This window comes from Synechococcus sp. W60.3 (genome assembly GCF_047502615.1).
Lineage (GTDB): Bacteria > Cyanobacteriota > Cyanobacteriia > Thermostichales > Thermostichaceae > Thermostichus.
On record NZ_JANSHJ010000012.1, the window covers coordinates 49,517 to 69,845 of the forward strand.

General features: G+C 60.1%; 19 protein-coding genes. 10 read left to right on the forward strand and 9 right to left on the reverse strand.

From position 1 onward, the window contains the following. Positions 1-3 precede the first annotated feature (3 nt). The 3 genes from rapZ (at position 4) to NW846_RS06145 (ending at position 3,327) form a co-directional block, all read left to right on the forward strand. Positions 4-1,011 (forward strand): RNase adapter RapZ, encoded by a 1,008-nt coding sequence (rapZ, locus tag NW846_RS06135; protein WP_011429796.1) that lies wholly within the window; start codon positions 4-6, stop codon positions 1,009-1,011. Further along, on the forward strand, positions 1,004-2,362 hold the full coding sequence (locus NW846_RS06140) for a gluconeogenesis factor YvcK family protein (RefSeq protein ID WP_011429795.1): 1,359 nt from the start codon (positions 1,004-1,006) through the stop codon (positions 2,360-2,362). Before rapZ ends, NW846_RS06140 begins: the two co-directional genes overlap by 8 nt. 233 nt (positions 2,363-2,595) lie before the next feature. Further along, positions 2,596-3,327: a protein-L-isoaspartate(D-aspartate) O-methyltransferase gene (locus tag NW846_RS06145; protein WP_083759154.1), complete on the forward strand. Its 732-nt coding sequence runs from the start codon at positions 2,596-2,598 to the stop codon at positions 3,325-3,327. Here the strand turns inward: NW846_RS06145 and NW846_RS06150 are convergent. Further along, a complete protein-coding gene (locus tag NW846_RS06150) occupies positions 3,324-4,076 on the reverse strand; it encodes a glycerophosphodiester phosphodiesterase (protein WP_414347697.1) in 753 nt (250 codons plus the stop codon). The genes NW846_RS06145 and NW846_RS06150 overlap by 4 nt on opposite strands. Here NW846_RS06150 and NW846_RS06155 point away from each other — a divergent pair. Further along, the gene (locus NW846_RS06155) at positions 4,075-4,260 is read left to right on the forward strand and encodes a hypothetical protein (protein WP_011429792.1); all 186 of its coding nucleotides are present in this window, start codon (positions 4,075-4,077) and stop codon (positions 4,258-4,260) included. The two genes, NW846_RS06150 and NW846_RS06155, sit on opposite strands and share 2 nt — an antisense overlap. Here the strand turns inward: NW846_RS06155 and NW846_RS06160 are convergent. The 5 genes from NW846_RS06160 to NW846_RS06180 form a co-directional block, all read right to left on the reverse strand. Continuing rightward, positions 4,257-4,826, reverse strand: coding sequence for a peroxiredoxin (locus NW846_RS06160; RefSeq protein WP_369781487.1), 570 nt, complete (start codon positions 4,824-4,826; stop codon positions 4,257-4,259). The two genes, NW846_RS06155 and NW846_RS06160, sit on opposite strands and share 4 nt — an antisense overlap. A 41-nt stretch (positions 4,827-4,867) precedes the next feature. After that, positions 4,868-5,398, reverse strand: coding sequence for a GNAT family N-acetyltransferase (locus NW846_RS06165; protein ID WP_414347692.1), 531 nt, complete (start codon positions 5,396-5,398; stop codon positions 4,868-4,870). A gap of 324 nt (positions 5,399-5,722) precedes the next feature. Further along, positions 5,723-5,869, reverse strand: a complete 147-nt coding sequence (locus NW846_RS06170; protein ID WP_414347689.1) for a hypothetical protein — start codon at positions 5,867-5,869, stop codon at positions 5,723-5,725. Between the two features lie 808 nt (positions 5,870-6,677). After that, on the reverse strand, positions 6,678-7,394 hold the full coding sequence (locus tag NW846_RS06175) for a precorrin-2 C(20)-methyltransferase (RefSeq protein ID WP_099812307.1): 717 nt from the start codon (positions 7,392-7,394) through the stop codon (positions 6,678-6,680). Positions 7,395-7,414: 20 nt separating this feature from the next. Then, a complete protein-coding gene (locus NW846_RS06180; RefSeq protein ID WP_255322534.1) occupies positions 7,415-7,831 on the reverse strand; it encodes an STAS domain-containing protein in 417 nt (138 codons plus the stop codon). A gap of 229 nt (positions 7,832-8,060) precedes the next feature. On the opposite strand from NW846_RS06180, the gene NW846_RS06185 reads away from it, so the two are divergent. From NW846_RS06185 to NW846_RS06200, 4 genes are all read left to right on the forward strand, one after another. Further along, on the forward strand, positions 8,061-12,959 hold the full coding sequence (locus NW846_RS06185; protein ID WP_414347616.1) for a translocation/assembly module TamB domain-containing protein: 4,899 nt from the start codon (positions 8,061-8,063) through the stop codon (positions 12,957-12,959). Between the two features lie 305 nt (positions 12,960-13,264). Further along, on the forward strand, positions 13,265-13,558 hold the full coding sequence (locus NW846_RS06190) for a nucleotidyltransferase family protein (protein ID WP_011429785.1): 294 nt from the start codon (positions 13,265-13,267) through the stop codon (positions 13,556-13,558). After that, positions 13,548-13,901 carry a DUF86 domain-containing protein gene (locus tag NW846_RS06195; protein WP_011429784.1) on the forward strand — a complete coding sequence of 118 codons (354 nt, stop codon included), beginning with the start codon at positions 13,548-13,550 and terminating at the stop codon, positions 13,899-13,901. The genes NW846_RS06190 and NW846_RS06195 overlap by 11 nt, the downstream gene beginning before the upstream one ends. A 269-nt stretch (positions 13,902-14,170) precedes the next feature. Further along, the gene (locus NW846_RS06200) at positions 14,171-14,383 is read left to right on the forward strand and encodes a nucleotidyltransferase family protein (RefSeq protein ID WP_255322556.1); all 213 of its coding nucleotides are present in this window, start codon (positions 14,171-14,173) and stop codon (positions 14,381-14,383) included. 35 nt (positions 14,384-14,418) lie between these two features. Here NW846_RS06200 and NW846_RS06205 read toward each other — a convergent pair whose 3' ends face one another. Further along, a complete protein-coding gene (locus tag NW846_RS06205; protein WP_414388316.1) occupies positions 14,419-14,730 on the reverse strand; it encodes a Mo-dependent nitrogenase C-terminal domain-containing protein in 312 nt (103 codons plus the stop codon). 584 nt (positions 14,731-15,314) lie between these two features. On the opposite strand from NW846_RS06205, the gene bchB reads away from it, so the two are divergent. After that, the gene (bchB, locus tag NW846_RS06210; protein WP_099887224.1) at positions 15,315-16,847 is read left to right on the forward strand and encodes a ferredoxin:protochlorophyllide reductase (ATP-dependent) subunit B; all 1,533 of its coding nucleotides are present in this window, start codon (positions 15,315-15,317) and stop codon (positions 16,845-16,847) included. Here bchB and NW846_RS06215 read toward each other — a convergent pair. Continuing rightward, on the reverse strand, positions 16,813-17,769 hold the full coding sequence (locus NW846_RS06215) for a tocopherol cyclase family protein (RefSeq protein WP_414515571.1): 957 nt from the start codon (positions 17,767-17,769) through the stop codon (positions 16,813-16,815). The two genes, bchB and NW846_RS06215, sit on opposite strands and share 35 nt — an antisense overlap. Positions 17,770-17,979: 210 nt before the next feature. Here NW846_RS06215 and NW846_RS06220 point away from each other — a divergent pair, with 210 nt between their 5' ends. After that, positions 17,980-19,284 (forward strand): CmpA/NrtA family ABC transporter substrate-binding protein, encoded by a 1,305-nt coding sequence (locus NW846_RS06220; protein ID WP_414515573.1) that lies wholly within the window; start codon positions 17,980-17,982, stop codon positions 19,282-19,284. Between the two features lie 194 nt (positions 19,285-19,478). On the opposite strand, the gene NW846_RS06225 is transcribed toward NW846_RS06220, so the two are convergent. After that, positions 19,479-20,329 (reverse strand): IS630-like element ISSoc15 family transposase gene (locus NW846_RS06225; RefSeq protein ID WP_414515575.1). Its coding sequence is split into 2 segments (ribosomal slippage), with 852 coding nucleotides annotated over them: positions 19,479-20,089 and positions 20,089-20,329; the frame shifts between segments, so codons are not numbered across the junction. This gene is flagged as partial in the annotation.

Below are 20,329 nucleotides of genomic sequence, written 5' to 3' on the forward strand. Positions count from 1 at the left end.
TGCATGGACGATCAAGCGACTAGACCGACCGCCGCGACCTCGCCTGTTCTCGTTATTGCCGGGCTGACGGGATCCGGGAAAACCCTGGCCATCCAGCAATTGGAACAACTGGGCTACACCGGCTTGGAAGGGATCCCGCCTGACCAGGCCGTTTATTTAATCGAGGCAATCCGGCCTCGCCACCCTGCTCTAGCGGTGAGCCTAAACCTCCACACCCCGGAATATCGGGAGCAGTTCCTTGCCTTTGACCGCTGGCGGCAAGCGCAAGGGATCCCTTTCCTCTTTCTGGAGGCTCGTCCCCTGGTATTGCTCAACCGTCTCAGCGCCCACCGCCGCCCCCACCCTCACCGCCCTGGCCTTGGCCTGTTGGAGGCCATTGAGCAGGAAGTGCGCGATCTGGCCCCCGTGCGGGAGCGCTGCACCCACCTCCTGGATACGTCTGAGCTGAACAGCCAGCAACTGCGGCAGCAATTACAAGCCCTGGTCCACGGGATCCCACAGCCGCTCAACCTGAGGCTGGTCAGCTTCGGCTTCAAGTACGGTGCCCCCCCCGATGCCAACTTGCTGTTCGACGTGCGCTTTTTGCCCAATCCCTTCTTTCAGCCCCATCTGCGCCACTTGACCGGCCAGGATCCGCCTCTGCAGGAGTTCCTCTTTGCGGATCCAGTTACCCAATCCACCTACCGGCAGATCTTTTCTCTGGTGCAGGCGTTCTGGCCCCACTACCGAGCAGAACGACGGCCTCACCTGACCGTGGCCATCGGCTGCACCGGCGGGCAACACCGCTCTGTGGCTCTGGTGGAGCGCCTGGCTGAAGATCTGCGGCCCTGGGCTGTCCCCACCGACAACCCTGCCCTGCCTGCCCTGAACATCCAGGTGCAGCACCGCCATTTGCTGGATTCGCAGCGGGAGCTGGAGGCCCGCTTTGGCCCGCCACCCCCTGCCGCTGGCGTAGAACAGCAACAGGTTAGGATCCCTTTGGCCGGCGTTCCTGCACCTCCCCATGACTAAGCCCGCGCCCAGCAACAAGTCCACTGTGTGGGGGCCTCGCCGTCGCCAGGCCACTTGGCCGGGAAATGGCTGGAAATGGCTCTTCCCTGGTCTGGCGGTCAAGCGCTGGCTCACCCTAGCCGTGGGGGGCGTGCTGCTGATGGTGCTGGGCATCGCCATCTGGACAGAGCTGACCCCCATCTTTCGCCTCAAGCGATTAATCGACATCACCCTGCGCCTGATCACCACCTGGATCCCCAACAACATCAGCGGCCCCTTGGTGACCGGGATCGGCTTGGTGATGGTGGTGCTGGGCTTTCGCAGCGCCATGCGCTCCATCGAAGATGTGCTGATCCCAGAAGGAGACGAGGCGCTGGTGGATAAGCTCCTGTCGCGGCGACGTCTGAGTCGTGGCCCTCGCATCGTGGTGCTGGGGGGCGGCACCGGCCTTTCCAACCTGCTGCGGGGGTTGAAGCACTACAGCTCCAACATCACCGCCATTGTCACCGTGGCCGATGACGGCGGCTCCTCAGGGCGCTTGCGGCGGGAGATCGGCGTGTTGCCCCCTGGAGATATCCGCAACTGTCTCACCGCCTTGGCCAACGAAGAAAAGCTGCTCACGGAGCTGTTTCAATACCGCTTCCAGGCTGGGGAAGGTCTGAGCGGGCACAGCTTCGGCAACCTGTTCATCACCGCCCTCACCGCCGTAACCGGGGGCGACCTGATTCGGGCCATCACCGCCACCTCGCAGGTCTTGGCCATTCAGGGACGGGTGCTGCCGGCCACCCTGGCGGACGTCACCCTCTGGGCGGAGTTGAGCGATGGCCGCCGCGTGGTGGGCGAGTCCAACATCGCTAAAGCCAGGGGGCGCATTTGCCGCATTGGCTGCGACCCGCCCAACCCTCCTGCCTTGCCCGAGGCGATCGAGGCCATCGAGGCGGCAGAGTTTGTGGTGCTGGGGCCGGGTAGCCTCTACACCAGCATCATCCCTAACCTGTTGATCCCGGAGATTGTGGAAGCTCTGGCCAAGAACATGGCGCCCCACATCTACGTGTGCAACATTATGACCGAGCCAGGGGAAACCGACGGCTACACCGTTGGGGATCACGTCATGGCCCTGGATCGGGTGGCGGGCGTGCGCTTGTTCGATGGTGTCCTGGTACAGCGGGAGCCCCCTTCTCTCCGCGCCTTGGAGCATTACCGCCGCAATGGCTCTGAGTTTGTGGTGCTGGATCCGGATAAGCTGGCCTACCTAGGTTGCCGGGCAGTTCTGGCCAACGTCATGCAAGAGGATCCTGAGACCGGCTTGGTGCGTCACAACCCTGAGCGCCTAGCGGCGATGCTGATGCGCTGGTTTGACAGACACCGCTAAACCACCCCACGGCCCCACCTTGCTAAGGGCTAGCTGTAGCCGGTAGATCCTTGCGGCTAAGTCGTGCACAAGAGGAGTTTCCATCCCCTTGCGGGAAGGGGTAGGGGAAAAAGCCTGATTAAAGCTGGAAGTCTTTTGGAAAGTAGGCCAGGATCGAGTTGAGGGATCCCAAGTGACGGCGCAGCGTTCCCGGAAAATCCCGGCAAGCTGTTAGCTTTGGAGGTTGTGCGCCAATGGTAAAGTTGTTCTCGTCTCTTTTTAAGAGGACTTCTGACTCCTTGGCTGGGATCCCGGCTGCCGAGTTGGGCGCTCCTCAGTCCTGTGCCGGCGATAGTGGCATGGATCCCTGGGCTGGCCAACGGGAGCGGATGGTGAGGGAGCAGATCTTGCAGCGAGGGATCCGCGATCCCCGGGTGCTGGAGGCAATGCGCAAGGTGCCGCGCCACCTTTTCGTTCCCCCGGAGCTGCGGGAGCGCGCCTACAGGGATTGCCCGCTGCCCATTGGCTACGGCCAGACGATTTCTCAGCCCTATATTGTCGCCTTTATGACTGAGGCGGCCCGCCTCACCCCTGAGTCGGTGGTGCTGGAAATCGGCACCGGATCCGGCTATCAGGCGGCCATTTTGGCCGAGCTGGCCCGGCAAGTATATAGCCTGGAGCGGCTGGCTCCCTTGGCCGCCCGCGCTCAGCAAACCCTGGCCTCCTTGGGCTACCGCAACGTGGAGGTGCGCCAGGGAGATGGCTATCAGGGTTGGCCGGAACACGCCCCCTACGACGCCATCGTGGTGACGGCAGCCCCCCCAACCCTGCCGACGCTGCTGCTGGATCAACTGGCGGTGGGAGGTACCCTGGTGGTGCCGGTGGGCGAAAGCCAGGGATTCCAATCCTTGCTGATCCTCCACAAAACCCCGGAGGGGGTGGTGCAAAAGGGGGCCTTCCCAGTGCAATTTGTGCCCATGGTTTAGTCTTCTGCGGCCTGCCAGAGCTGGCGGCGAATTTGCAGCGCCAACTGAGGGTGGTCGGTGATCAGCCCCCGCACCGGCGGCTCCTCCCCAGACGGGCGCAAACAGAAGGCCATGATCTCCGGATCGTTGACCGTCCAGACGTAGAGCGGGATCCTGGCTTGGGCCGCCGCCGCCAAAAACGGCAGGTCCAGCCAAGAGTAATGGGGGGCGAGAAAATCCGCTCCCACCTCGCGGCAGTAGGTCAAGAGGGATCCCTTCTCTCCCTCCGGCTGCGCCTCCACCAACAGGCCAACCTGGGGGGCAGCCCCTCCCAGAAGGGCTTTCACCCGTTGCGCCACCTGGGGCAAAAAAGAGGTGATCACACACTCTGCAGGGGTCAAGAGCTTGCCGATGAGGGCGAGGATCTGTTCTTCGTAGCCCGCCTCTTTCAGCTCGATATCGAGGGCAATCCTGCCCCTGACGTGGAGCAGCGCTTCTTCCAAGCTGGGGATCGTGGGCTTGCGGGCGCGGATCTCCGCCCAAGTGAGCGCCGCCAGCGGCTGCCCCTCCAGCTCGGCATCGTGAAAAACCAGCGGGATCCCGTCGCGGCTGCGGCGCACGTCCAGCTCGATCCCGTCGGCCCCGCCTTCGATGGCCGCCGCAAAAGCGGCCAGGGTATTCTCCTCGGCGTGGGTGTGATCCCCGCGGTGGGCGACAATCCGGGTGGGAAAGCGATAGTCTGGAGGAGTTGAAATAATCTCTCTAGCCATGGACACAGCTGCAATTGCCGCCTTCAAAGAGCGCATCAAGCGCATTCGCGAGCGCCGGCCCACCTTGGTCAAGCTTTTGGAAAAGCCAGACCTGGGCAGCTTGCGGGTCGATGTCAATCAAGCCTTGGAGGAGATCGACGAGCTGCTGCAGGAGTTCGAGCAGACCTTTGGCCCCCAGGACTAGCCAGCCTGGGCGAGCTCTTGCAGTTGGGCCAAGACCTCGGCACTGTGCCGAGAGGGGTTGACAATCGGGTCGATGGCCCGCAGGATCCCCTCAGGATCGATCAAAAAAGTGTTGCGCAGGGCCATCTCCCCCGTCCAGGAGCCGTAGGCGCGGCTAACCGTGCCCTCAGGATCCGAAAGCAGAGGAAATTGCAGCCCCTCTGCCGAGCAAAACCGTCGGTGCGAGTCCACCGAGTCGGCGCTCACGCCCACAATCTCCGCTCCCAGCGTCCGAAACTTGGGCAGATCCTGCTGGAAGCGGCGCGCCTCGATGGTACACCCGGCAGTGAAGTCGCGGGGATAGAAGTAGAGCACCACCCACTTGCCGCGAAAATCCGCCAGCCGCCGCACCTGGCCCGACTGATCCGGCAGCTCAAATTCCGGCGCCGGCGCCCCGATCTGCGGCAGGGGGGTGGTGCCCCACTGGGCCAAAGCGGGCTGAACCCCTGCCCAGCTCACCAGCAAAGCCGTAAACAACCCCACAAGGCCCAACCAGCGCCAGCTCCTGCCCCCTTCCTCGATAACCACTGCAACACCTCTCCAGCTTTCTAGCTCTAGTTTACATAACTTCACGGCAGCCACTTGCAGAGCAAAAGCTGGGGTGGGATCCCCAGCCAATGCCAAAGTTGAGAGGTGCGCTGGATGGGAGTGTAGCGCAGTTGGGCGTAGAGCTGCCGGGCGGCCAGATTGTCTTCCACCACGTGCAGATACAACTGGTGATAGCCCCAACCTTGCACCACTCCTTCGGCGCTGAGCAAAAGCTGCCGCGCGATCCCGCGCCGCCGCCAAGGGGGCAACACCGCCAAGTTGGCCAGATAGGGATACTTCCCATGGGCCATCGCCCACAAGGAGATCTCGGCAGTGGCCACCACCTCGCATCCCACCGCAGCCGCCAGGCAGCAGTAGTGCGGATCCCTGGCCGCCAGCTTGAGGCGCAAATCCTCGCGGATGCCCAACTTGTGAATCGGGTGGAGCCAGCGCTGCAGACCCAAGGGCGGGTAAAAGACCTGGGCGAGAACCTCCGCCACGGGCTCCAAATCACCTAGCGTGACGGGATAGACCACGAGGGAGGGCAACACAGAGGAAAACAGGGCGTTCAAGCATCTGTTGCAAGCGTCCTTGCCATTTTCGCAGAGAAGCGGCAAGCAGCTCGCAGCCAACAAGAAGTGGCGGCAACCCCACCGGCACCGCCACTGAACCGACAAAACTTGAGTGGAGGGGAAACCACCCACCCCCATGCACGTCACCTGCATCCAAACTTAGCTGTCTCTTCACTTATTCGATTGTTCTGAGCGATTGTTCTGAGCTCACCCCCCTCTGCTCAATTGACGGGGAGAGTAGAACAGCCACCTGACGAACCAACTTTTGAAGCTCTGCTCCCGAGGGTTGAAGTGCCAAAACCTGACCCGCTCTCGCACTGTGCCCTACAGCTCCCCAGCATAGCGAGCTGAGCCTTTGGCGCGATAGACATCATCGGTAATGGACTGGTAACCTACTTCAACCAGATCAGACTTGGCAGGCGTGAACACGCGGATAACTGCTCTAGCAATTTTCGAGAGAAAGGCAAGCATAAAAACCTCCTCCAAGCGAGCGTGAAACTATGAACTGGGCGAACCCAAAATTGCTAAAGCCCGCAGCCCTTGCTCTACTGAGCAGAGTCCTGATTCGCCAGAGTCTGCAGGGGGGAGCACCTGAACCCGACCGAGCATCGGTTTTCCACCTCTTCCTTGATCCTAAACGGAGACTCGAAATAGCAGGCCGGCATCCCTTAAACGGGTAAGACCGCTCGCCATCTTGCCATCTCACCAGAGGTAAACGACCCCTTATCGTTGCAGCGGCTGACCTCAACAGACCCGACCGCTATTTGATTTAGCTCCCATGTCCCTTCTTCGGAAGAAAACCTGTCGTAGGTGCCAGGTGCTCCTCTGGGCAAGACAACCGCTTGCTATAGAAACCTGCCGGCGCAACGGATCGGAAGTTTGCACGAGATTGGATCAAAACGTTGACCGACAGGAAGCTTTGAGCTTGGGCAGATTGCAGGCTGGTGTCTCGCCTTTGAGATGAAGCTGAGATATTATCCTCCTTGCTTGAATCACTACATTTCTAATCTAGCTTGGGTCAAATCCCTCTACAATGGCTGGCAACTGTTCTTAACAGTCTAGGTCATTTCTTTAATCGTTCTTCCCATATTTCTTCAACATAGGTCTCCAGTAGATCTTGCAGTCGGATCCTCTGCCCTTTTCCAGAAGAAAGGTCTACTTTTTAGAAACTTTCCAGAAAGCAGGGGGGCTGGATCCCCAGCTCAGCCGAGGATTTGACCGAGACCACTCGACCCGGCCTCGGTGGGCCTCCCCCTTCAGGCGGGTGTCGGGGAGAACTTCAATTCCGGGGCCGAGAGCGCAGGATCAGCAGGGAAAAGTAGGGGGGGCGATAGTCGGCCAATCCTTCTAGGGTGGGGAAGAGAGCTTGCTGGGGCCAACCGGCCCAAACCACCAAGCTGGCCTGCTGTAGCCAACCTCTTGCCGCTAGCCACTGCCAAACCTGAGGATAGACGGGGGCCACTTTCATCAGCACAACCACGTCGGCCCAGGTGCAGGCCTTCTCCAGCTCCGTCAGGGCAAAAAGAGCAGGCAAAATCGCCAATTTCTCGGAGCCGAGCGCCAAAGGGGATCCCAGAGCGGCAGCGGCGGCAAGAGGAGAGCACACCCCCGGTATGGCCTGGATGGGCAAGTCGGGGATCCGCTGCCGCAGGGCTTGGGACAGGTAGGCAAAGGTGCTGTAGAGGCCCACATCCCCTTCGCAGACAAAGGCCACATCTTCTCCCCGCTCCAGAGGCGGGGCCAGTTGCTCGGCAGCCGCTTGCCAGGCCGCCTGCAGCAGCTCGACTTGGGTAACAAAGGGCAGATGCAGCGGCAACAGGGTTTGTTCCGGTCGCAGCCAAGGGCGCACGATTTGGTAAGCTAGGCCCGGCTGGCCGGCGGCGTTCTGGGGGCAGGCCACCCACCTGACGGCGCCGAGGATGCGGGCTGCTTTGAGGGTGAGCCACTCGGGATCCCCGGCCCCGGCGCTAATGCCCCAAAAAGTCCCCAGGCCCATGGTGGAGCTTGTCCGCCAGCTCAGGAAGCTTGGCCGTCCGGCCCCTCAGGCCTTGCCTCGGCGGCGTCGGGGCGAGTGTCAGGCTCTGGACGTCCCCCACCTTCTGCGGCCAGATGATCGAGGGCCTCTTGGAGCGAGTTGCGCAAGGACAAAAACTTCTCTAGCCGCACCAGTTTCACCGTTTGGGTGATGCGGGGGTTGCTCACCACCTGAAAGATGCCCCCACGGCTCTGGGCCAGCTTGGCCAATTGCACCAGGGCACCGACGCCAGAGCTATCGATGAAGTCGATCCCCGTCAAATCCAGGATGAGATTGGGGGATCCCTCTTCTAGGTATTTGGTGACCACCTTAACGAAGACCGGCTCAGAAAAGGCATCCAGAAGGCCCGTCAGGTAAAAGACCTGGCAGTTCTCCAGCGCTTCGTGGCTGCCGCGCAAGCTGACCGTCAGAGACAGAGGTTCCGGAATGGCTTTTCTCCTTTTATTTATCTATCTCGACAGAGGGTTGAGGCCCGATCTCGGGCGTGGAGATAGCTTAGCATCCCTACTCCCTTGGCGAGACGGTATTTTTCCGCGGGCAGGGGATTGCGGCTGGGGGCAGGGATCCCTGCTTTTTGGCCCCTCGTGGCAAGGCGGGAGTCCTTGGGTAGGATGGGGGCAGTTTTTGATGTTCCCCAAGGAGGCCGGCCTGCGGGCCAGACAGGGCTTCTCAAGTGGGGTGGTTGGGATCCCTGAGGGGCGAGCGTTGGGAGAGGATCGGCAGGAGCAAGAGGGGCAGCGGCGACGCTTTTCCCTTCCCCCCGGCACCTGGATGGGGGCGGGGCTGGGTTTGGGCTTGACGGCTGCCGCTTTTGGGGCTGCCTGGGGAATCGGGGCCTACTTTCAAGATCGGGTGCTGCCCCAGGTGGAAGCTACCCTCTCGCAGGCGATGCGCCGGCAGGTGGAATTGGGGGAGGTAAGGTTTGTAGCCCCTTGGCAGGTGAGGCTAGGGGAAAGCCACATCGAACATCTGGCCAGCATCGGCTCCATCGACCTCAGCCCCGACTTCTGGACCTGGCTGCAGACGGGGGAGTGGGTGCTCAATATTACCCTGAATCAGCCGCAACTGCTGCTGATGGAGACGCTGGATCGCGGCTGGGCAGACGTGCAGTTTCAACTGCCAGAAGGCGAGGGATCCCTGCCCTTGCAGGGGCTGAACATCCGTTTGCAGGGGGGATCCCTGACGGCTATTCCCTTAGTGGGAGAGCGGCGCCGGTTTGAGCAGTTGCAGGGCCAGGCGCAGGTGTGGCTGAGTGCCCCGCCGGGGGAGGAGGGAGGGGGTCGGGCCAGTTTCCAGCTCTCGGCGGCGCTGCGCTCTCTGGAGGGGGAAGGGGGCTACCCCCTGCAGCTCCGGGGGGTGGCGGATTTCGCCCAGGCTTCTGGCTCGGTGACGCTGGCCGCTCGGCGCCTGCCTTTGGAGCTGCTGCCCAGCGTCTTGCCGGCGGCGCCCTTGACTGAGGTGGAAGGGGAAGCCAGTCTGGATCTGCAAGTCCTCTGGGGAGGAGAACGCCCTTGGGAGTTGACGGGGCAAGCCCAGGTTCAGCAGGCGCGGCTGGGGCTGGAGAGGTTGCCCCATCCTTTTGAAGAGGTGAAGGGCTCCGTTCGCTTTACCCTAGAGGAGCTGGAACTGCAGGGGGTGAGCGGTCGTTTTGGCCAGCTTGCTTTTGAAGATCTCAACGGCTCCATTGTCTTCGGCGACAAGGAGGGATTGGATCTGCAAGCCGCTATTGCCCCGGCCAGCCTGCAGCAGATCCAGGAGACTTTCAACGTTGAGCTGCCGGCGGAAGGGGTGGTGGCGGGATCCCTGAGGGTCACCGGGCCGCTGAATGGGCCGCAGATCCAAGGGCAGTTGCGAGGGATCTCGCCAGGGCGGGTGGATCGCCTGCCGGTGCCGGAATATGCTTTTGGCTTCCGCTTGGCCGATCAAACCTTGGCCTTTGAGGAAATCGACCTGAAGGCCGCCGGCGGGCGGATCCAGGGATCCGGACAACTGCAATGGGCTGCCGGCTTAGCAGGCCGGTTCGATCTCCAGGTCACCGGGGCCGATGTAGAGCAGGTGCTGGCTCTCTACGACCTCAACCTGCCGCGGCGGGGCGAGCTGGGGCCGGTAAGTGCCCAGGTGCAGGTGGCGCTGGCGGGATCCCGGCCCCAGGTGGAGGCCACCTGGACAACCCAAGGAGGAGAGATTGCCGGCAGAGGACAGCTGCAGATCTTGCCCGAGGCCGAGGGGTGGGCGGTACAGGTGCCGCAGGCGGTGTTGGAGCTGGGCGGGGGCCGGGCCCAGGTGGCGGGGCGGTGGGCGGGAGGGCAAGTCCAAGCCCAAGTGGCTCCCCAGGATCTGCCGCTGGCCTTTTTTAACCCGCAGTGGCCGGGATCCCTCTCTGGTGAGCTGATGGCGCAGGTGGACACAGGGGAGGCGGCGGAGGTGGGTTTCCTGGCGGCGTTGCGGGCGCAAGGGTCGCTAGCCCTGTCCCAGCCTTTGGGAGAGAGGGGAGTGCAATGGGTTGACGGCATCCGCGGCCAGGTAGCTTGGGAAGGATCTGGCTTGCGTATCCAGCAGGCAGAGATCTTGGCCGACACCGCCCGCTTGGCCAGAGTAGAGGGAGAGATCCCGGTGGATCCCCAGACGCTGCAGGTGGGATCCCTGGACCTGAGCTTTGCCGCTGACGGGATCCCCCTGGCGGAAGTGCCCGGCCTGCCGCCACTGCTGCAGGGGGTGCTGCAGGGATCCGGGCAGATCCGCGGCTCTCCGGACAACCTGCAGGTGGCTGGCGAGGCGCAGTTGCGCGGCTTGCAGGTGGGGGAGGTGGCCTTTGCCGACTTGGCCGGGCCCTTTAGCTGGTCTGCCCAGGGGACGGCGGTGGAGCTAGTGGGGGCGCGGGAGCGGCTGGCGCTGCAGTTGGATCCCCAGTTTCGGCCTGTGCAATTCCAGGTGCGGCGGGGCGAGGCGGAAGTGCGCGGCCAACGCCAGCAAGATGAACTGCAGGTGACGGCAAGCCAGTTGCCGCTGGCTTTGCTGGGAGGGTTGGCTGCCGGGCCCTGGGCTGGCCTGGGCGGAACCCTCAATGGGGAGGTGGCGCTTGACCTGGCCAGTGGCGCCGCTCGAGGTCGAGCTGCGGTCGAGGGGCTGCGGCTAGGCGATCTCGCGGTGCAGGGCCTCTCAGTGGATTTCGATTATCGCCCCAGCGACGACTCCCGCCCCGCTCGCCTGACCCTTGCCCAAGCCCAACTGGAGCTGTTCGAGAGCCTCTACACCGCCAGCGGCACTTTGGAGCTGCCGGCAACCTCTCTCCAGGCTGCTTTGGATCCCACCTCGGAAGTCCCCATTCCCCAAATCGACCTGCAGATCAGCACCCGTCAAGGCCGCTTGGAAGATATCGTCTCTACTTTCAAGTGGCGGGAGTGGAGCGATATCACCAGCCGCGGTTTTCGGCTGCCACCTTTGGGCCCTGCCGCTGTGTTAGAGACAGAGCCGGTCGGCCTGCCCGGCTATCCGCTGCTGCAACAACTGGAGTACTACGCCCAGATCCTGGCCGCCCACCTGGGGGCCCTGGCCAGCCGTATGGATCCCCGCATCCCGCCGCCCACCAGCCTGCAGGGGGAATTTCAGGCCAGCGTCAGCCTGGTCGGCAACCTCAACCGGCCCAGCGTCAGCTTTCAGCTCGAGGGCCAGAATTGGCAGGCCCAGGAGTTTAGCATCGAGAGCCTCACCGCCAGCGGCAGCCTGGTCGAAGGGGCGGTGGTGCTGCAGCCGCTGCTGTTGCGCAGTGGCGAACGCCAGGCCCTGTTCTCTGGCAAGGTGGGCCTGGAGGAACAGTCGGGATCCCTGCAAATCCAAGCATTTCCTCTGGCTTTGCTGGATCGCTTCCTGCCGGACGAGCTGGAGCTGCAGGGAGATCTCAACCTGGATGTGGAACTGGCAGGCAACCTGCGGGATCCCCGGGCCCGCGGCTCCCTGACGGTGGTCAACGCCCAGATCAACCAGGTGCCGCTGCGGGAGGTGGGGGGACAATTTGACTACAACCAGGGTCAACTGCGCCTGGAGGGCGCCCTGCTGGCCAACGGCGACGAGCCGATCCGCCTTTCCGGCCTGGTGCCCTACACCCTGCCCTTTGCGGAGGTGCGGGCCGCATCGGATCAGATCGACCTCACCCTGCAAGCCGAGAATGGCGGCCTGCGCCTGATCAACCTCCTCACCGACCAGGTGCGCTGGGAAGGGGGCCAAAGCCAACTGGAGCTGGCCATCCGCGGCAGCTTGCGAGAGCCCAGCCTGCAGGGGAACCTCAGCCTTAGCTCCGGGATCCTCAAGTTGGCCGCCCTGCCGGAGCCCATCACCGACCTGACCGGCCAAATTTTCTTTAACCTCAACCAATTGGAGGTGCGGGAGCTGCAGGGCCAGTTGGGGGGCGGATCCCTCTTGGCCAACGGCTTTTTGCCCGTCAACTCCCGCGGCGCCCTGCAGATGGACGAGACCTCGCCACCCCTAACGCTGCAACTGCAAGGGATCCAGCTCACCCTGCCCAACCTCTACACAGGCCGCCTGCAGGGGGAGGTGGTGGTGGGCGGCCTGCTGCTGCGGCCTTTGCTCGAGGGGCGCCTGGAGGTCTCCCAAGGGATCGTAGATGCCAGCCCCCGCCCTGAAAAAGGGGAAGCGGCGGCAGCTCCCGCAGACTCGACTCAGGCGGATCCCTTTTGGCAGCCGCGGCTCAACGGCCTGGAGCTGGTTTTGGGGCCCGGGATCCGCGTGCAGGGGCCCAACCTGTTTGAATTCCACGCCAGCGGCAGCTTGCGCCTGTTCGGCACTCCCCAAGACCTGCGTCCGGCGGGCACCATCGCCCTGGAGCGAGGCCGCGTCAGCCTGCCCATTGCCAACTTTCGCCTGGATCGCTCCCGCCCCAACACCGCCACCTTTGACCTGGACAACCCCTTCGATCCTTTCTTAAACCTGCGCCTGGTGACCCAAGCCTTCGAGGTCTATCGCTTTCCCCAGGAGCTGTCTCCCTTCGACACCAACCGCAACCTGCCGGGATCGCAGCAGAGCATCGAGATCTTTGCCAACGTCAACGGGCGGGCCAGCCAGCTTGCGGCTGCGGATCCCCGCAACGGCGTTCTGACCCTTTCCAGCAGCCCCAGCCGCTCCCCCCAAGAGATCGTCGCCCTGTTGGGGGGAACAGCTTTGGCCCAACTCAACCCCGAAGCAGGGGTGGCCGGGCTGGCGGGAACGGCTTTGCTTAACGATGTGTTGGAGACGCTGCGGGACACCCTCGGCTTGGATGAGGTTCGCCTCAGCCCCGTTCCCCAGGTCGATACCCGTGCCCCCAGACGCTCCTCAGTCGGCCTGGCGCTGGAGGTGGCCCGCGATCTGGGGCCGGCTACTTCCATCTCGGTGCAGCGCAACCTGACGGATCCCTTTCAGCCCACCCGCTACAGCGCCCGCTACCGCCTCAACGACCAAACCCTCACCCGTGCCACCACCGACCTCGAGGGCAACAACGTCCTTTCCCTGGAGTTCGAGACCCGCTTCTGATGGGATCCGCTCTGGCCAGACTACGGTTTGTTACATCGTTATTGCTACGCAACGCTGTCGCGAATGCGTCGGCGGCGCAGAGCGCTTGGGTAGTGGCGAGGATCCCTTGGAGAGTGTCTTATATCTGGTTTAAAGTGGCCATAGTTTCTCAACGGCTTTTGGACGGCCAGGGATCCCTTGAACCCGACTTCCTAAAGATAGCTAGAATAAACACCTGCCTGTGTGAGCCTGGAAGATCAAGACAAGCGGCCAACCTGTGTTCCCACTTGGAGAGTTGACAAGTGAATGATCCAATCTGACCAGCCATGAGGAAACAACAAGTATTGCAATTGCTCGGCGAGCAATTTGCCGAGATTCAAAAGCAATTTGGTGTGCGGCGACTGGCCCTGTTTGGCTCAACTGCTCGTGGCGAGGATCAAGCCGGCAGCGACATCGATATCCTAGTTGAATTTATTGGTAAAGCCGACTCCAAGCGTTACTTCGGTCTGCTCTTCTACTTGGAAGACAAACTTGGATGCCCCCTAGACCTTGTGACCGACAAGGCTCTACGCCCCGAACTTCGTCCATTGATAGAAAAAGAAGCAATCTATGTCCCGTGAATGGCGTTTCTACCTAGATGATATGATTGAATTTGCCAAGCGAGTCCTTGAATACACAGAGGGGTACACTCAAGAAGACTTTGAACGGGATCGCCGAACCTATGATGCGACCTTGAGAAACATCGAGTTGATTGGTGAGGCAGCCACTCACATTCCTGCAGAAGTCCGTAACCAGAACGAAAATATTCCTTGGCGACAACTCATTGCCACTCGTAACCGTATCATTCATGCTTATCTTGCTCTAGACAACGACGTTTTGTGGAGTATCATCCAAAGTGACATGCCCCAACTGCTTGACAATTTACAGAAGCTAAAGCGTAGTCTCTCCGATTCTCCCTGCTAACCCTAACTTCAGGAGCAACGCCGCCGTTTTCATCCAGTTGGAAACCCCCTCTGACGGGATCCACTCTGGCCAGACTACGGCTTGTTACATCGTTATTGCTACGCAACACTGTCGCGAACGCGCCGGCGGCGCAGAGCGCTTGGGTAGTGTCTTATATCTGGTTTAAAGTGGCCATAGTTTCTCAACGGCTTTTGGACGGCCAGGGATCCCTTGAACCCGACTTCCTAAAGATAGCTAGAATAAACACCCGCCGTGTGCGGTGACTGGCCCTGTTTGGCTCAACTGCTCGTGGCGAGGATCAAGCCGGCAGCGACATCGATATCCTAGTTAAATTCATTGGTAAAGTCGACTCCAAGCGTTACTTCAATCTGCTCTTCTACTTGGAAGACAAACTTGGATGCCCCCTCGACCTTGTGGCCGACAAGGCTCTACGCCCCAAACTCCGTCCACTGATGAAAAAAGAAGCAATCTATGTTCCGTGAATACATGTGGAGTATCATCCAAACCGAAAGTCGATCTAGAGGTAGCGGCTGATGTCTTCTCCCTGTTCTGCCAAAAACGACAAAGCCCGGAAGCGCAGCCCTACTACTTGATCGTAGAAGGGGTTGAGCTTGCACATCGGTGGAATGTGCATCAGTTTGTGGCCAAACAACACCACATCTCGCTCGAAAGGACAGCGGGCCGGGATCCACCGACACAAAAAGTGGGCCAAGCGGGGATCCTGAACTTCAATGCTGTCAATTGCCGCTCGAATCGGTTGCAAGGGCGCCTGCAGCCAGTTGCGCAGGCAAGCCGCAGACTTAAGATATGTGACAGTCATGGAATCCATCTGCTCCTGAGGGGCTTTGCGATCACGTTGCCAAGAAATCGTGGTAGAGCCCATGGCCTTTCACCTCAACACCTCAAAGGGTGTTCGCTTTCTCCAGCAGCCACGCCCTTCTGCCCGGGTCTTTGCCCAGGTTTGTATCCAGGGAAACAGAAGAGCCTCTCTCCAGACTCAGTCTGCCTTGGCTGGCCAAAAACTTGCCTGGGTAACCCAAAATCTCTGCTCAAGTTTGTAGAGGTACACATTTTGTATTCAAAAGTTAATCTGTAACGAAAGCTACGGAAATTGGGTTCTTCGCCGGCAAGCTGCCAAGCGGAGTCCAGGGCTGCTGCTCCTATTTCCAGCATGGAACAGGCCTTGAAGTCAGGGTAGAGGGATCCCCGTAATTGTCGCTGTCTTGAAAGGGCCGTTTTGCTTTTGATCGATGATGTTTACAATCGCCGTGGCCGGGAGTTACGGAGGATAACGGCCAAGGGATCCCGGCTGCCGGGCGTTCTACAATGCCAGAAGAGATTTGCAGCGGGTGAGAAGTCGGCGGCGGATTGGGATCCCGGCTCTTGCCTCGGTTTTCATTTGAGAGGCTGTCCATGAAATTGGCCTATTGGATGTACGCTGGCCCCGCCCACATCGGCACGCTGCGGGTGGCCAGTTCTTTCAAAAACGTTCACAGCATCATGCACGCTCCCCTGGGGGACGACTATTTCAACGTGATGCGTTCCATGCTGGAGCGGGAGCGGGACTTTACCCCGGTAACCACCAGCGTCGTTGATCGGCAGGTGTTGGCGCGGGGATCGGACGAGAAGGTGATTCGCAACATCGTCCGCAAAGACGGCGAGGAGCAGCCTGATCTCATTGTGGTTACCCCCACCTGCACCTCCAGCATTTTGCAGGAGGATCTGCATCACTTTGTGCGGCAGGCGCAGTTGTCCAGCCGCTGTGACGTGCTGCTGGCCGATGTCAACCACTATCGGGTCAACGAGTTGCAGGCCGCCGAGCGCACCCTGCACCAGATTGTGGAGTTCTATATCAACAAAGCCCGCAAAAGTGGGGAGTTGAGCGGCCCGCCCCGGAGGACGGAGCGTCCTTCCTGCAACATCCTCGGCATCTCCAGCCTGGGCTTTCACCATGCCCACGATCTGCGGGAGTTGAAAAAGCTGCTCCAGGATCTGGGGATCGAGCTCAATTTGGTGATCCCGCAGGGGGCCAGCGTCCACGATCTCAAGCACCTGGGGCGGGCCTGGTTTAACGTGGTGCCCTACCGGGAACTGGGGCCGATGACGGCTCGCTACCTGCAGGAGCAGTTTGGCACACCTTATGTGGAGATCACCCCCATGGGGGTGGTGGAAACAGCCCGCTTCATCCGCCAGATCCAGCAGGTTCTCAACGAGCAAGGGATCCCGGTGGACTACGAGCCCTACATCCAGGAGCAGACCCTCTACGTTTCCCAGGCGGCTTGGTTCTCCCGCTCCATCGATTGCCAAAATCTGACCGGCAAAAAAGCCGTGGTCTTTGGGGATTGCACCCATGCGGCAGCCATCACCAAGATCCTGGCCCGCGAGATGGGGGTTCATGTGGTCTGGGCGGGCAGCTATTGCACCTACGATGGCGAGTGGTTCCAGGCAGAGGTGGGCGGGTATTGCGATCAGGTGCTGCTGACCGAAGATCACACCCGCGTAGCCGATGCCATTGCCCAGGTGGAGCCTGCCGCCATCTTCGGCACCCAGATGGAGCGGCATGTGGGCAAGCGGCTGCGGATCCCTTGTGGGGTAATCTCGGCGCCCATGCACGTGCAAGATTTTCCCATCGGCTACCGGCCCTTTTTGGGGTATGAGGGCGCCAACCAAATTGTGGACCTAATCTACAACTCCTTTACCCTGGGCATGGAGGATCACCTGCTGGAGGTCTTCGGCGGCCACGACACCAAAGAAGTGATCCACAAGAGCCTGAGCGCCGATTCCGATCTCATCTGGACGCGAGAAGCCCAGGCGGAGCTGAACAAAGTGCCCGGCTTTGTGCGCGGCAAGGTGAAACGCAACACCGAAAAATTTGCCCGCGAGCGTGGCCTGACCGAGATCACCCTAGAGGTTATGTATGCGGCCAAGGAGGCTCTCGGGGCTTGACGGGATCCATCCCAGGGGATGGCAGGTCTGGCCAGCCGATCCACAAATGGAACTCCTGTACAACGCCGCGCACCTGCCAGGATCCCCAGGGATCCACCTGCCAGGTTAGCCGAGCTTGTCCGGGCCGCCACTCCAAAAAAGCCTGGGATCCCCATCCATGCAAGCTGATCAGGGCCACTTCTTCGGGGCGGGTGAGCACCTGCCGCTCAGCTCCGGCACAGGTGAGGCTGAGACCGGGATGCTGGGGAAAGGCGTTGCACTGGATCCAAAACCAGCGGCGAGGAAAGCTTTGACCCCAATTTTTTTCGGCGTAGGCGGGAGCCTGCTGAAATGCATAGCGCCTGCCTCTCCACTCCACCCAGCCGGTGGCCAAGCCATGGCTCATGAGGATCTGCCAGCCCGGCTCAAAGATGGGCAGATAAGACCAGGCTCCCATGGTGGCTCGGGGTGGGATCCCATAGGCAAAACGAGGTTGAATGCGGTAGAGCCAGCGAATAGGCTCAGAGACCAAGGGATCCGGCAAAATCCCCTGGTTGAGGTGGGCGGTGTATTGGTAGCCGCTGGCGGTGCGCTGGAAGAAGGTGAAGGGATCCTGAAGGCCGCGACAGCCGGGGCCTGGGATCCCTGAGTGCCCCAAGGCCAGATGGGTTGAGCTGGCCCAAAAGCGGCGGGGATTGGGGAAGGTGCGCCAATGCAGCTCCTCCTCCGGCCCCAACACCTGAGCCATGCCCCCGCGCTTGGGATCGATGGCGTACATGAAGGCAAAGCTAATGGGCGGATCCCCGGGCAAGGTGACGCGGCTGTACCAGCCCTCAAAAAACCGCTCTGTGCAGCCATCCCAGTGATAGCCGGCATGGGGCAGGGATCCCCAATCTGTTGAGCTGTTTTGCCCAGAGCAAGCCGCCGTTGGAGGAAACGCCATTGAGACCTAAGCCATCGCAAAAATGATAAACGGAAGTCTATGCTTACCAAAATAATAATTGTATTGTTTCTATATTTATTTACCCTTAGGATATCAACCAAGCTGAGATTTAAGGATTTCTTGAGATTTCACGAAGGAAATCCATGGGTTAGGCGACTTGAACCGGAAAGCTTCCATCTTGCCTTCACATATCCTTTCGATGAGGTGAGCATGACGTCACGTCGTAACTTTTTGCTGTCTGCGGGTGCGGCCACCGTGGGTGGACTCGTGAGTGGCAGCTTAGCACGGGCCAGCACAGGCTACTGGGTTGCCCAGGCCAGCGGCCCGGAAACCCCCAACCTTAGGCTGGGTTTTATTCCGATTGTGGAGTCTGCCCCCCTGATTGTCGCCAAGGAGAAGGGCTTTTTCGATAAGCACGGCATGACTGGTGTAGAAGTGTTGAAGCAGGCCAGTTGGCCGGCAGCCCGGGACAATGTGGTCATCGGCTCAGCGGGTGGGGGAATCGACGGTGGCCAGTGGCAGATGCCGATGCCTCACATGATCCACATTGGCGCCATCACCAACAATCGGCCGGTGCGCATGGCAGTTCTGTGTCAGCTGATCACCCAAGGCAACGGGATTGCCATTGCCGGAATGCATGCTGGCAAGGGTTTGGGGCTAGATGTTTCTGGAGCTGCAGACTACATCAAAAATTTCAGCGCCAGCAACGGACGCAAATTCAAGGCCGCTCATACCTTCCCCAACGTCAATCAAGATTTTTGGATCCGTTACTGGTTTGCTGCTGGGGGGGTAGATCCGGATCAAGACATCGACCTGTTGGCGGTTCCCTCTGCCGAAACGGTGCAGGGAATGCGCAATGGCACCATGGATGCTTTTAGCACCGGGGATCCCTGGCCCTACCGGATTGTGGCCGATGGGATCGGCTTTATGGCGGCCCTCACCCAGCAGATCTGGCCTTTTCACCCCGAAGAATACTTGGCCATTCGCGCCGACTGGGTGGAGCAAAACCCCAGAGCCACACAAGCAGTTTTGATGGCTGTGATGGAAGCGCAGCAATGGTGCGACGATCCGGCCAACCGTGAAGAGCTGGCGCGCATCCTTTCGGGGCGCGCTTATCTGAATGTGCCGGTCGAGGTTCTCACGCCTCCCTTCCAGGGCAAGTACGAATTGGGAGATGGCAAGCCGGCTGTTCAAGATTTCAACGCCGGGCCTCTGTACTGGGAAGATGGGCGGGGCAGCGTCTCTTATCCCTACAAGAGCCATGACCTGTGGTTCTTGACCGAATCGCTGCGTTGGGGCTTCCACGCTCGCTTCCTCAAGGATTTGGATACTGCCCGCCGTCTGGTGGATGAGGTGAACCGCGAAGATCTCTGGCGGGAGGCTGCCCAAGCGCTGGGAGTGAAGAATATTCCCAACAACACTTCGCGGGGAACGGAGCGTTTCTTCGATGGTGTGGTGTTTGACCCCCAGGATCCCCAGGCCTACTTGAACAGCCTGAAAATCAAGAGGGCCTAGTCTCGGCTCAGGTCAACACAGACGTGTTTCTTGTGTAGCAGAAATCCTGCCCATTCGCGGGATCCCATCGAGTTAAAAAAGGCTGGGCCGAGCTTTCTGCTCACATCGGGTTGATAGAGACTGTCAGCCTTGCGCCTTTTGAATGGTTCTGAACACTATGTTGAGGATCGGCCATGTTACAGCCTGTTAAGGGCTCAAGGGGTACAATAGCAGCACTTAGCAAACCAACTTCGGAAGGAGGATGGATTGATCAGTAGTAAAGAAGTCTTCACTATCTGCTCCATGCTATATTTCCCAATTCTGCAAAGCTGCCGAGTAAAATGCTTCAACACTGACCACATCATCTCAATGGGATTCAACTCCGGCGCATACACAGGCAGGTATAGGATTCGTGCTCCTGTCCCCCTAATCAATTCCTCAACTTCCCGACTCTTGTGGATATTCAAATTGTCCATAATCACAACCTTCCTCGCATCTAGCTTCGGACATAACTCGCTTCTCAAAAACTCCAAAAAGTCCTCTTTCTTCATCCCACCCTTGATGACACGACAGCCAACTACACCTCTCAAGGAAATAGCTCCAATAACCGTATACTTTTCCCCCTTGTATCTTTGACGGTAATGATAAGCCCGTTGACCACGTAAACTCCGAGATACTCCCCGCTCCATTCCCTCCCAGACCCCTGTCTGGTCGAGGGCAATCAAATCCTCTGCTGGAATATTCCTGACTTCTTGACTATAAGCTAGTCGTTCCCTTTGCACCTCCTCTTCTTTGACTTTTGCACTGCGGTAGGTCTTTTTTTTAGAGTCATTCCTTGCTTTTTCAAGAAATTATGTATTGTGACGATGCTTACATTGATTCCTAAGCGCTCGCGCAACAGTTCTTGATACTGCCACAGGTAGAAGTCTGGGTGTTCTGTAATAATTGCCATCACTTCCTGCCGATGTTGTTCCAAAATGCCCACTCGCTTGGTGCCTGCTTTCTTAGGGGCTAAATCTTGAGTTTGTTGGTACTGACGCACCCAGCGGTGTACTGTTCTTTTGGT